This window comes from Vibrio sp. RE88 (assembly GCF_013113835.1).
In the GTDB taxonomy this organism is placed as follows: Bacteria; Pseudomonadota; Gammaproteobacteria; order Enterobacterales; family Vibrionaceae; genus Vibrio.
The window spans coordinates 307,446-320,037 of record NZ_VTYQ01000005.1; the positions used below are offsets into that span (position 1 = coordinate 307,446).

The window sequence follows — 12,592 nt, forward strand, 5'->3', positions numbered from 1 at the left end:
AGCTGTCTTCATTGTGATAAACTGAAGAAAATTCAAAGCCGTAAGCATCACTTACGGCTTTTCTTTTTGCTAGGGAGTATTCATTTATGGCTGGTCATAGTAAATGGGCTAACATCCGTCACCGCAAAGCAGCACAAGATGCAAAGCGCGGTAAGATTTTCACTAAACTGATCCGAGAAATCGTAGTTGCAGCTAAAGAAGGTGGCGGTGAGCCAGAGAATAACCCACGCCTTCGCGCTGCTATCGACAAAGCTCTTTCCAATAACATGACGCGTGATACGGTGAATCGCGCAGTGTCTCGTGGTGCTGGTGGCGAAGGGGATGATGGCATGGAAACCGTCATCTACGAAGGATATGGACCTGGTGGTACCGCGGTAATGGTTGAGTGTATGACAGACAACCGTAATCGAACTGTGTCTGGTGTCCGTCACGCATTTTCTAAGGCAGGCGGAAACCTAGGTACGGATGGCAGCGTAAATTATCTGTTCGATAAGAAAGGCGTGATCTCTTATGCTCCCGGATTAGACGAAGATGAAGTAATGGAAGTGGCACTCGACAGTGGCGCAGATGATATTGAAACTGCAGAAAATGGCGCCATTGATGTCTTTACGGAGCCTCATGATTTTGGTGCGGTAAAAGATGCACTCGATGCTGCTGGATTCGAAGCGGCAAACGCTGAAGTATCACTGATTCCATCGACTAAAGCTGAGTTAGACGCTGATACCGCGCCGAAGTTACTTCGTTTGATCGATGCATTGGAAGACTTAGATGATGTACAGGAGGTCTACCATAATGGTGACATTTCTGACGAGGTAGCAGCAACGCTATAACGTAGGTTGATCAAAAACGCCCTCAATTGAGGGCGTTTTCGTATTTACGTATTAGCCAACACGTTATTATATCTCGAATAAGAAATAGTAGCCGTAGCCGACGAACAGCGCAGGAATAGCGGAATAGATCGTCGCCACCAGTGCTGCTCTTGGTGCCAGAGCGATAGCTGGGAATAGTGCATCGCCATCGTTTGAAATCGCGTTGGCTAATTGAGCAGACAGTGGCGCGGCACCAGAAATATATAAGCTGGTTACCAGAATTTGAGGCCCACACCCAGGCAGCATGCCAACCGCTAGCCCCATCAGTGGCATCCACACTCCCCAACCGGAAAAGGTCGTGGCTAAGTCGATGTGACCAAAGAAAGCAATCAGCTCAAACGCCATAAAGGCCAGAATAACCCATGCGGTAACGAAGTTGGTATCCTGAGCGGCTTTCTGTAGAGGATGTGATGAAACGGTCTTCTTATCTTCTGATACTGTTGACTCGTAATCTTTGATTTCTTTAGTCAGTGACCAAAGCAGCATACTCAGAATTATCAGCCCAGCACCGAGCCACTCAATGCTCATAGCAGGTAGAGAAAGAAGCTCATTGATATCGACCTGGAATGAACCCAATACTGCTACCACAGTCGCAGGAACGATGAGCCACTTCCAGAAGGCCCCTTGCAGGTTGATGGCTTTCTTTTCAAGACCAGAAGGATCGCTTGTTTCTGAACGACAACAAAATTTATCCGCAAGCACCGACTTAACGGTCGGCCTTAGGAAATCATCTTGGTGAATAGCGTTGACGACCCATCCAGACACCGAGCCTACCACAACGCCCAGTGCAACAACGGCCAAACCAATATCAGGTTTACTAGCCAACAGCAGAAACGCAGCATCACCCATAGTGGAGGTTAATACTGCGACAATGGCGCCAAAGCCAACCCGCCCGCTGACAAATTGAGTTGTTACTATAATGGCACCGCCACACCCAGGCAGGGCGCCCAGTAAAGAAGCAAAGAAAACCTGATAGCCACGTGAGCTCTGGTATAGGTTAACCAGCTTGCTCTCCTTGTTCATCCACAGGGAAACGTAGTGATAGATGACCAGAGTAAAAGCAACGTAGGCAGACACTGCCCAGAAGGCATCAGACAGAGTAGAAACGGTGACTTCACGTGTCGTTTCACTCAGTACCAGTGCCAGTAGAGTCACAGGCAGGAGAAGGCGTTTATAGGCAGGCCGAAACTGGGAAAAAGACAGCCAACCTGGCAGTGTTTGAGAAAGTCTTATCGAGTCCATTGAGCTTTAAATGCAAATACGAATAATTCTCAATATATGTTAATGAGAATTATTTGCAACTAAAAGTTGTGATTTACACTTTTCTTTTTGCTAACTCATGACAAATTTCAAAATTCAGGTAAAGTATCGGCCTTTGTGAGTAATTGCCCAATACGGGCCTATTTAAGTCGTAATAGGAAAAAAGATGATTCTAGTTGTAGGTCACAAGAACCCTGATAGTGATAGCATCTGTAGTGCATTGGTAGCAACTGAGCTGCTAAAAGCTCGTGGCGTTGAAGCAATGCCAATTCGCCAAGGCGAAATCAACCGTGAAACACAGCACATTCTTGAAGTCGCAGGCGCAGAAGTACCTGAACTTCGCACCTCTGTTGCTGGTGAGAAAATTTGGTTGGTTGACTACTCAGATCTAGCGCAAGCACCGGATGACGTGGCCGAAGCAGAAATCTTAGGTATCGTTGACCATCACCGCCTAGGTGATGTTATGACTGTAAACCCAATGGAAGCGTGGATTTGGCCTGTTGGTTGTACGAACACAGTACTTTTCAACATGTTCAAAATTGAAGGTCATGAAATCTCACCGCAAATCGCTAAGCTAATGATGTCGGCTATCCTGTCTGACACCGTCGGCTTTGCTTCTCCAACTTGCACACAGAAAGATAAAGATGCTGTTGAAGAGCTAGCGAAAATTGCAGACGTATGTGATGTTGACGCTTTCATTAAAGATCTTCTTATCGCAAAAACAAACATCGAAGGTCTTTCGGCGGCTGAGCTTGTAGAAAAAGATCTGAAAGGCTATCCATTTAACGGCCGTGATGTTGTTATCGGTCAGGTTGAACTTGCGACTCTAGAGCAAGTAGACGGCATGATTGAAGCGCTGGAATCTGATCTAGAACGCCGCTGTGCTGAAGAAAGCCTAGCCTTTGCTGCAGTAATGCTAACTGACATCACTACAGCTCAAACTCGTCTACTATACAAAGGTGAGTGGGCAGAGAAACTGACTCAGCACGAGCAAGACGGCATGCTGATGATGGAAAACACGCTAAGCCGTAAGAAGCAAGGTTGGCCTTGGCTTCAGACTGAACTGGCTTAATTCGCCGGTTCATTAACAAAATTCGACGCCCACGGACTTCCGTGGGCGTTTTATTTGAGGAGTAAGGAAATGTCAGAACCACTTTCACCGCAGCAGATTGAATCCGTGCTTAAAATGCGTGAAGACGAGCGACTGAAGTACACAGTTAAAGAAATCGCTAAGCACAGAAAAGTTTGGATTCTTACTGATGAACACGGCTGTGTGATGCTCAACACTGAAGATGAGGATTGTGTACCTGTTTGGCCTCACGAAGAGTTTGCCAATCAGTGGGCAACGGGTGATTGGGAACACTGTAAAGCAGAGTCGATCTCGACGGCAAAATGGTTTAGCCGCTGGACTTACGGCCTTGAAGACGATGAACTGTCTATCGTGGTATTCCCAAACCAAAATGAAGAAGGTTTAGTGCTCTATCCGGATGAGTTCGAGTTTGAGCTGAAAAAAGCAGGAAAATAGGAACTAATCTAGCCTATTAATACCCTGCAATCTGAAACAACTCACCTGACTTGGACACAGCAACGGCGTTATTCAGCACTCCTTGGCGTTGATACTGATCCAATATCTTCTTAGCGAGCTTTTTCACTTGAGCTCGCTCCATCCCTGGCTCTAACGTTGGGTCATAAAGCATTTTCAATAGAATAACGTCCAACGGTGAAAGTAGATCCTCGGGCGTTTCATCATTGAAAATGGATGGATAGGCTGACTCGGCATCATTGGGCAATCCCATCACCTGAGTGATTTCTTCTACAATACAAGCCAACAATTTTCCATGCTCTCTTGCTTGGTCGACCGGAATAATGACAGTTGCAGAATCAATTTCACTCGTGGCCTGGTTTACCCTATATCCCGCTTTGCAAAGGGCGCCATGAATGTTTTTGAGAGCACTCGGGCCGATTTCTTTTTCGATATCTTTTCGCCAGTCTGATTCGCGGGTATAGATCCAGATGATATTGGCCTGTTCTCTGCTGGATACACGTTCGATTGGGTGGCGAGTTATCGACGAGAGATCTCTAAGTTGAGCATTGGTTAGCTCATCATGGAGATCTTGGTCGGCCACTTTGTGTTCAACCCAAACCTTGATCGGTTGTTTCCATTTAACTAGAGGTTTATTGCCCTCTGAGTACTCGTTCTTTAACGCGACATCCAAAAATGCTTGATTGATAAAGCTAGGATCTAGCCAAGTTTTGGTGGTGGTGTAAGCCAGTGTGGGGCTGAGTAGAAGCAAACCAAATACGAACCCAATCGCTATCCTTAGCATGTGGGACTCCTGTCAATCTTCAAACAGATTACTTAAAACAGGTCGCTTTATTGAAGTGGCTTTCCACCATACGTTGAGTGATGATGTTGTCCGGGCAGCTTAGAATCTGCTGAGTTTCTCCTGCTTCGACCACTTCACCATTATGCATGACCATCACCTTGTCTGTGATGTGTTTCACGACCCCCAGATGTTGCGATACGTAGATAAACGACACGCCCATCTCTTCCTGTAATTCTAAGAATAGGTTAATAATCTGGGAACGCATGGCCATATCAAGACCATTCAGCGCTTCATCGGCAACAATAATCGAAGGTTGTAGAATCAAAGCGCGTGCTAGGCATATACGTTGTTTCTGCCCTGCCGCTAACATCTGCGGATAAAAGTAGGCGTGTTCAGGAAGTAGACCGACTCTCAGCAAGACATCTTTGACCCGCTTCATACGCGCTTCAGGTGTCATATTGGTGTTTCGCTTTAAAGGACCTTCAAGAATTCGACCAATTTGAATGCGTGGATTGAGCGAGGTATTTGGGTCCTGAAAGATCATCCGAATCAACTTACAGCGAGTTGAGTAATCTTTGTGTTCTAAAAGCTCGCCATTGACTCGAATTTCACCGGCGGTGGGCTCGACCATGCCTGCTAGCATGCGCGCTAACGTCGACTTTCCGGAACCATTCTGGCCGATAAAACCAAGGGTTTGGCCTGCTTCAAGCGTAAAACTGACGGGCTTTACTGCTTGATGGACCTTTTTACGAAACAAGCCTGAACGGGTAACGAATTCTTTGCTCAGGCCATTAACTTCTAGCAGCGCACTCATACTTTTTTCTTCTCCATATTCAGCGGGAAGTGACAGGCGAACTTGTGGTTCTTAACTCGTCGTGTCATTGGCATCTCAACACACTGACGCTGTGCATAAGGGCAACGTGGTCCGAGTCGGCAGCCAATCGGTAAGTGCTGCAATGGAGGGATGGTACCGGGGAGAGATTGCAGTTTCTCTTTGTGAGGGATCCACTCACTGAAGTCCGGCATCGCTTTGAGTAAAGCTACCGTGTACGGATGCTTTGGTTTTTCTAAAATCTTTTTGGTGTCTGCGGACTCAACGGACTGGCCACAGTACATAACCGTAATTCTGGTTGCCCACTGAGTAATGGTTGTCAGATCGTGACCGATCAGCATGATCGATGTGTTGTTGACCTGATTCATTCGACTTAGCAGACGTAGGATCTGAGATTGAGTGATTGGGTCGAGGTCATTGGTTGGCTCGTCCGCAATCAGAAGCTTAGGCTTCGCCGCGATAGCCATGGCAATCATGATCTTCTGACATTCACCATCAGTCAGCTCGTACGGGTAGCTAGACATGATTTGCTCGTGGTTTTTGATCCCAACCTTGTGTAGTAGGGTAATTGCCTGTTTCTTACGCCACTTAAAGCGTTCCCACCATTTGCCATCAAAAGAATGCGCAGGAATCGATTCGATCAGCTGGCTGCCCACTTCTTCCGAAGGGTCAAGACAGGTCGATGGTTCCTGAAAGATCATCGCGATATCTCGTGCGATTACGCGGCGACGTTCTTTTGGTGTCAGTTGGAGTAAGTCAACATTGCCCAGACGCATTCGGTCAGCAGTCACTTTCCAGTTTTCTTTACATACGCCAACAATCGCTTTAGCGACTAGGCTTTTACCTGAACCCGATTCGCCTACCAAGCCACGAATTTCCCCTTCGTTCATGGTAAGGCTCATGCGATCTACAGCTTTCATCAGTCCTTGAGGCGTTTCAATCTCAATCGTCAGGTGGCGAATATCTAGTAATGGCATTATTCGATCCCCGCGTTGAGTGCCTGACGAACCCCTTCGCCGACTAAGTTGATGACTATCACGATGAACATGATGGCGAGGCCCGGCAGTGTCACGGTCCAAGGTGCTAAGTAAATTAACTCGACTGAATCACCAAGAATGGCTCCCCATTCCGTGCTAGGCGCTTGTGCGCCTAAGCCAAGAAAACCAAGGGCGGTGATATCAAGAATGGCGATCGATAAGGCAAGTGTGACCTCAGAAGCAATCACCACCAATATATTGGGCAAGATTGAGTTCCAAAGCAGGTAGAAGTCGTTTGCTCCATCAAGGCGTGCTGCCATGATGTAATCTTTTTCCACTTCTGTGTGCACGGCAATGTAAACCGAGCGAACGAACCTAGGTATCAACGCAAGGCATATCGCGAGGAGAATATTGAATTCGCCGAAGCCCAGAAAGGCGACAAAAATGATCGCGAGCAGCAGCGAGGGAATCGACATAACCGTGTCTAGTAGGTGGTTCAGCGTACTCGACACCAGTCCTTTGGTCATTCCGGCCAGAATACCAATCAAGCAGCCAACAACGGTTGCGATGAGGGTAATGATGACTGCAGCACCAAAGGTCAGCTGAGAGCCAACGATGAGACGAGATAGAATATCTCTGCCTAAATCATCCGTACCAAGGAAGTATTCGACAGTGCCTGCTGGATTCCATGACGGCGGAACCAGTAGCTCACCTGTTTGAGCTTGAGGATCATGCGGTGCAAGCCAAGGAGAGGCGATAGTCACTAAGACGATTAAACCAAGGCACCAGAGCCCAAACATCGCCAGGCCATTAGCTCGATAGCTGCGCCAGAAACGCTCGAACTGGGTTGGGATCTGTTCTTCCTGATATACGTTATCGGTTAGCATACCACTCTTTCCTTACTAACGGATTGACCATAGCACCAATCAAATCTGAAAGAATATTGGCAGTCAGCACTAACGTGGCGACCACAATAACACCTGCCTGAATCGAGACGTAATCTTGATTGGACAACGCATCCAGAAGCCAGCGCCCAATGCCCGGCCAGTTAAAGATTGATTCAGTGATGATTGCCAGCGTCAACATACTTGAAAGCTGCACACCAATCTTAGGAATGATTGGCGGGATGGCATTTCTCAGTACGTGTTGAGTCACAATCTCATGGGTTGAAAGACCCTTGATACGCGCCGCCCTAATGTAGTTCTGCCCCATGACTTCTGCTACCGAGGTGCGCATTAAACCGATGACTTGCGTCGTTGGTGCAAGCGCGAGTACCAAGCAAGGCAGCATTAGGTGCTCCAGCACACTCTGCAGTGCGTGGGCGCGGTATTCTCCACGAGCGAAAAAGGCATCCACAATGGCAAAACCAGTGATGTGGTCTATTTCATAGAGAAGGTCGTAACGGCCAGCAACGGGGAATATTTCAAAATGCAGCGAAAAGGCCATGATCATCAAGAGCGCGACCCAGAAAATCGGCGCTGAGTAGCCAGACATAGAGGTAAAGGAGATCGCGGTATCAATCCATTTACCCTGTTTCATGCCAGCCAAGGTTCCAATTGGAATGCCGACCAGAAGAGATAGGACAAAGGCGATCAAGCACAGCTCTAGTGTTGCTGGGAAGACCAATGCCAGTTCGTCGGCAATAGGAACACCGCTTTTGGTGACGCCAAAGTTTAGGTGCATTAGCTCGCCAATATAGGTCATCCAGCCGGGCCAGAAATCCTGAATTGCCCATGGAGAGTTAGGGTCTAGCCTAAGCAGACTAAAACCGACCATGGTCAGAATTAGCAAAGTGATGATAAACAGGTTGATACGTCGAACAGTATAGAGAAACATTATTTGACCCTCTCTACTGCATCGAAAGGTTGTGCGTTAAATGGACTCACTTTAAACCCTTGTAACGAAGCATCATAAGCTTGGAATTGCATGCCGTGACTGAGTGGAATCACAGGGAATTCTTCATTAAGAATGTTTTGCGCTTGCTTGTATAGGTTGAGACGGTAGCGTGGCTTGTCGACTTCCAAAGCAAGGTCGAGCAGGAAGTCGAAATCAGAATTACACCAGCTCGACACGTTTAGCCCCACTCTTTTTGAGTCACAGGACAGTAGTGGTCGCAAGAAATTATCTGGGTCACCGGTATTGGCAATCCAGCCTGTTAGATAAAGGTCGATATTAGCGTTGCTGGCAACGTCTGTGCGATCGTAGCGATCATCGGTGAGCAGATTGAGGGTAATACCGATATCGGCCAAGTTTGCCTGGATAAGCTCAGCGGTTTTGCGTGGGCTTGGGTTGTATGCTCTTGGTTCCAGCGGCACTGACATGGTCAGTTCTAACCCTTTATCGAACCCAGCTTCTTTAATCAACGCGATGGCGTAATTTCGGTCATAACGAATCTGGACACTGTCTTTTAGATAAGCCCAAGAGCTGGGTGGAAGAACAGAGTAGGCCTGACTGCCCGTGCCGTAATAGACAGATTCCAGAATGTTTTGGCGGTTAATCGCGTAGTTGAGCGCTTTACGTACTCGTGGATCGTTGAGGGCTGGGTGAGTGGTGTTGACGGCAATAAACGAAATGTTCATTGCGGGTTTCGCCATCAATTCAATATCACTCTGCTGCTCAATGATGGGGATTTGACTAGAGAGCGGTGAATTTAACACATCGCACTCATTGCGCAGCAACTTAGCGAGTGTTCCTGTACCACGGTGAGAAATATCGAACACCACCTGAGCCATTTTAGGGCGACCTTTCCAGTAATCATTATGACGTTTTAAGCGTACTAAATCGTTGACCTGAAAGTCATCAAGGTAGAATGGGCCGGTCCCGACAGGGTGGCTATCAAGCATCGCTTTGTCATCGGTCAATTCAAGCATGCTGGCGTATTCTGCCGAATGAATTACAGCATGGCTGGTAGCAATGTTGGATAAAAAAGTATTGTCTGGGCGGCTTAAGGTGAATCGGACTTGGTATTCAGATATGGCCTTTACATCAATCAAGAGATTTTGAAAGTCGATACCACTAAACCAAGGGTACAAGCCACTGCCAACGTAATGATAAGGGTGTGAAGAATCGATAATCCGGCGGAAGCTAAACACGACATCTTTTGCATTCATTGGACGTTTTGGCGTAAACCAAGCGGTCTTCTGAAACTTCACGCCCTTGCGCAAATTAAAGGTGTATTCCGTGCCTGCTTTGTTCACCGACCAACTGGTGGCAAGGTTTGGTATCGGCTTGAAGTTATTCGAGTCCAACGTCAGTAACGTATCAAAGAGCTGCGGGCTCAATGTCTCAGATGTAATTCCGCTATCGACCAATTGAGGGTTAAAACTTGTCGGACCGCCTTGACCACAGTATACGAAGCCGTTTTGACGAATTTTGTTGTGATCAAGTTCTTCACCGCAGCCTGTAAGCAGGGTGACGCCGAAGATACTCAATGTCAGTTGAATGAATGCTTTCATAGAAAGAACAATTGCCAGAGACAAAGCATAATAGAACTCCCCATTATGCCCTAATATCTCAGTAGTTTACCATTATTAGTTTAATGGTTTTTAAAATAACACGCGCACGATCAGGAGAGTGTCGAGAGGTCATACTTTCTGATCATCCCTCTTAACTGATGATAGCTCAGACCCAGCATATCGGCCGCTTTCCGTTGGTTAAACTTACTCTGTTCCAACACCACTTTTAGCAGGTGAATGTCTTGGCTCTCTTGCCAAGCTTTATAATCCATTGGAAAGGTAAAATTCGTGCTGGCGGTCTCTGGTTCGGCTGCTTCAATGACTTCTTCAGGTTCAGGTTGCCATTGAGTCGCAAAGGGATCGAAGATCAGGTCGTGGATGGGGTGTTCTTGTTGCCCGTGTTGATAGACTGCTCGCTCAATGACGTTTTTCAGTTCTCGTACGTTACCCGGCCACTGGTAATCGAGTAATGCTTGCTCGGCTTTGGGAGAGAAACCAACGAAGTATTCAAAGCTTAGCTCACGACACATTTTTATTGCGTAGTATTCAGCTAGCAGCAGAATGTCCTCTTTGCGCTGGCGCAGTGGCGGTAAATGAATAACATCAAACGCCAGCCTATCGAGCAAGTCTGCTCTGAATTCACCATTGGCCGCCATTTCAGGCAGATTGGCGTTGGTAGCGCAGACTAGCCTTACATTCGCATTGAGCAATTGATGCCCACCCACACGCTCGTACTGGCCGTATTCGATCACTCTGAGTAGCTTCTCTTGAACCAGCAGTGGAGCGGTAGCCAGTTCGTCCAAAAACAAGGTGCCATTCTCCGCTCGCTCAAATCGGCCTTTGTGTCGGCCTTTAGAACCGGTAAACGCGCCTTGTTCATGACCAAATAGCTCAGAATCGATCAGGCCTTCGCTGAGTGTCGAACAATTAAGTGATATCAGCGATTGATCCCAACGTTTGGAGAGGTAATGCAGGCGTTGAGCAATCAATTCTTTACCTGTCCCTCGCTCGCCAATGATCAATATCGGTCGTTCTATGGCGGACAGTTTCGACACTTTGTCGAGCACTGAAAGGAAAGCGGGTGACTCGCCGATGAGATTTTGTTGCATGAAACCACTCCGTTGGTGAAATTTACCTACTGTTAGCTAAATTCATCATAGATTAGATTGAATTACAATGGTTGTTTTCGTAACTTAATGTTTTATATGAGTTTATAAGTTGGCACGTATCTTGGTTACTAGATAAGTAAGTGAAACCTACAATGAACATCAGATACAGCCAAACCGCCTTAGAAGTGATTGACTGTAGAATTAAGGAGTAAACTATGGGTATTTTTTCTCGTTTTGCCGACATCGTAAATTCAAACATTAGCGCATTGCTAGACAAGGCTGAAGATCCTGAAAAAATGATTCGCCTTATTATCCAGGAAATGGAAGATACCTTGGTTGAAGTGCGTACTAACTCAGCCAAAGCGATTGCCGATAAGAAAGAGTTGGCACGTAAAGTTGAAGCACTAGAAGACCAAATTAGCGAATGGCAAGAAAAGGCAACGCTGGCTTTGACCAAGCAACGCGAAGATCTTGCTCGTGCTGCTTTGATTGAAAAGCAGAAGCTGCAAGACGTTTTGAAAGGCTTACACACTGAGCAGACATTGGTAGAAGAAACCATTGAGAAGCTGACAGGTGAGATTAGCAAGCTTGAAAGCAAAATTACGGAAACACGAGCTAAGCAACAAGCGCTGGCTATCCGCTCTCAGGCGGCGTCTAACCGACGTGATGTGCAAAAGCATCTCCACACCGCACGTACTTCCGAAGCTATGGCAAAGTTTGAGCAGTACTCTCGTAAAGTGGACGAGTTGGAAGCGGAAGCAGATGTGTACGCTAAAACAGGTAACTCTAAGTCCTTGGAACAAGAATTTGCTGAGTTACAAGCTCAAGACGAAATTGAAAAAGAGCTAGAGAATCTTAAGCAACAGATGAACGACAAAAAGTAATTAAAGTCGCGAGCGAGAAAGCACGATAGGTCGGGCGTCTGTCGCCTGACCAGTCTCAGATTATTCTTACCGCTTTCCATTTTTATTTCGAAGTTCTTACCTTTATTTAATTGATTTTATAACATCTTACGGCAGAGTAGAGGATCTACTCACGTAAAACTGTTGTCTATTTAGGAGTCGCGTATGTCGTCTTTTCTTATTGCCGGACCTTTGATTGTATTTCTGATTTTTGTCGCACCTCTGTGGTTGATACTTCACTACCGCAGTAAGAAGAAAACAGCAGGTGGGTTGTCAGAAGATGATTTTCAAAGGCTACAGACACTGTCTGAAAAGGCAGAAAAAATGCAAAAGCGTGTCGATACACTAGAGCGTATTTTGGATGCCGAAACACCTAACTGGAGACGCCGATATGAATAAGCGAGAGCTATATCGTGATACCGCCAATGGTAAGATCTCTGGTGTGTGTGCTGGATTGGCAAATTACTTCGGCACTGAAGTTTGGTTAATTCGAATTCTGGTTATTTCGGCGGCATTACTCGGTGGCAGCTTTTTGGTCTTGCTGGCCTATATTGCAATGACGTTTATGATAGAAAAACAGCCCGCGAATTACGTAGAGTCGATTAAAACGGAACAAGAACATAAGCTGAAAAGTAAACCGTGGCAGCAAGGGCAGACCCCAGAAGCGCTTTTGGATACGTTGGAGAAAGACTTTGACGGGCTGGAAGGTAAAATCCGTGACCTTGAGGCATACGTCACTTCTGATACTTTTAAGGTCGACCGAGAGTTTAAAAGCTTATAACTCAATAATGAGAACTTAAGCTATATTTTGTCAGCAAATTATTAATTTTCATAATAATTTACTGGTATGTCTCTGGCAGT

At 46.5% G+C, this 12,592-nt stretch carries 14 protein-coding genes; 6 read left to right on the forward strand and 8 right to left on the reverse strand.

Features of this window, described 5'->3' with window-relative positions; translation table 11 throughout:
- Positions 1-86: 86 nt before the first annotated feature.
- Positions 87-830, forward strand: coding sequence for a YebC/PmpR family DNA-binding transcriptional regulator (locus F0265_RS13990; protein WP_006962771.1), 744 nt, complete (start codon positions 87-89; stop codon positions 828-830).
- 66 nt (positions 831-896) lie between these two features.
- Here the strand turns inward: F0265_RS13990 and F0265_RS13995 are convergent, their stop codons facing one another.
- Positions 897-2,111 carry a putative manganese transporter gene (locus F0265_RS13995; RefSeq protein ID WP_171749344.1) on the reverse strand — a complete coding sequence of 405 codons (1,215 nt, stop codon included), beginning with the start codon at positions 2,109-2,111 and terminating at the stop codon, positions 897-899.
- 184 nt (positions 2,112-2,295) lie between these two features.
- Here F0265_RS13995 and F0265_RS14000 point away from each other — a divergent pair, with 184 nt between their 5' ends.
- On the forward strand, positions 2,296-3,201 hold the full coding sequence (locus F0265_RS14000; RefSeq protein WP_171749345.1) for a manganese-dependent inorganic pyrophosphatase: 906 nt from the start codon (positions 2,296-2,298) through the stop codon (positions 3,199-3,201).
- A gap of 69 nt (positions 3,202-3,270) precedes the next feature.
- Positions 3,271-3,654 carry a DUF2750 domain-containing protein gene (locus F0265_RS14005; RefSeq protein ID WP_171749346.1) on the forward strand — a complete coding sequence of 128 codons (384 nt, stop codon included), beginning with the start codon at positions 3,271-3,273 and terminating at the stop codon, positions 3,652-3,654.
- A 16-nt stretch (positions 3,655-3,670) separates the two neighbouring features.
- Here the strand turns inward: F0265_RS14005 and F0265_RS14010 are convergent, their stop codons facing one another.
- The 7 genes from F0265_RS14010 to pspF all read right to left on the reverse strand — a co-directional run bounded on the left by F0265_RS14010 (position 3,671) and on the right by pspF (position 10,829).
- A complete protein-coding gene (locus F0265_RS14010; protein WP_171749347.1) occupies positions 3,671-4,456 on the reverse strand; it encodes a DUF2927 domain-containing protein in 786 nt (261 codons plus the stop codon).
- A 28-nt stretch (positions 4,457-4,484) separates the two neighbouring features.
- A complete protein-coding gene (locus tag F0265_RS14015; protein ID WP_006962766.1) occupies positions 4,485-5,270 on the reverse strand; it encodes an ATP-binding cassette domain-containing protein in 786 nt (261 codons plus the stop codon).
- Positions 5,267-6,265, reverse strand: coding sequence for an oligopeptide/dipeptide ABC transporter ATP-binding protein (locus tag F0265_RS14020; RefSeq protein ID WP_038510673.1), 999 nt, complete (start codon positions 6,263-6,265; stop codon positions 5,267-5,269). The genes F0265_RS14015 and F0265_RS14020 overlap by 4 nt, the downstream gene beginning before the upstream one ends.
- On the reverse strand, positions 6,265-7,152 hold the full coding sequence (gene sapC / locus F0265_RS14025) for a putrescine export ABC transporter permease SapC (protein ID WP_171749348.1): 888 nt from the start codon (positions 7,150-7,152) through the stop codon (positions 6,265-6,267). Before sapC ends, F0265_RS14020 begins: the two co-directional genes overlap by 1 nt.
- Positions 7,139-8,101: an ABC transporter permease subunit gene (locus F0265_RS14030; RefSeq protein WP_019277075.1), complete on the reverse strand. Its 963-nt coding sequence runs from the start codon at positions 8,099-8,101 to the stop codon at positions 7,139-7,141. The genes sapC and F0265_RS14030 overlap by 14 nt, the downstream gene beginning before the upstream one ends.
- Positions 8,101-9,720 carry an ABC transporter substrate-binding protein gene (locus F0265_RS14035; protein ID WP_171749349.1) on the reverse strand — a complete coding sequence of 540 codons (1,620 nt, stop codon included), beginning with the start codon at positions 9,718-9,720 and terminating at the stop codon, positions 8,101-8,103. Before F0265_RS14035 ends, F0265_RS14030 begins: the two co-directional genes overlap by 1 nt.
- Before the next feature lie 110 nt (positions 9,721-9,830).
- Positions 9,831-10,829, reverse strand: a complete 999-nt coding sequence (gene pspF / locus F0265_RS14040) for a phage shock protein operon transcriptional activator (protein ID WP_171749350.1) — start codon at positions 10,827-10,829, stop codon at positions 9,831-9,833.
- A 215-nt stretch (positions 10,830-11,044) separates the two neighbouring features.
- Between pspF and pspA the strand changes: the two genes are divergently transcribed.
- From pspA to pspC, 3 genes are all read left to right on the forward strand, one after another.
- Positions 11,045-11,713 carry a phage shock protein PspA gene (gene pspA, locus F0265_RS14045; RefSeq protein ID WP_006962760.1) on the forward strand — a complete coding sequence of 223 codons (669 nt, stop codon included), beginning with the start codon at positions 11,045-11,047 and terminating at the stop codon, positions 11,711-11,713.
- A 183-nt stretch (positions 11,714-11,896) separates the two neighbouring features.
- Positions 11,897-12,130, forward strand: coding sequence for an envelope stress response membrane protein PspB (pspB, locus tag F0265_RS14050; RefSeq protein WP_006962759.1), 234 nt, complete (start codon positions 11,897-11,899; stop codon positions 12,128-12,130).
- Complete coding sequence (pspC, locus tag F0265_RS14055; RefSeq protein ID WP_171749483.1) at positions 12,123-12,512, forward strand: envelope stress response membrane protein PspC; 390 nt, start codon at positions 12,123-12,125, stop codon at positions 12,510-12,512. Before pspB ends, pspC begins: the two co-directional genes overlap by 8 nt.
- The last annotated feature ends 80 nt before the right edge of the window (positions 12,513-12,592 follow it).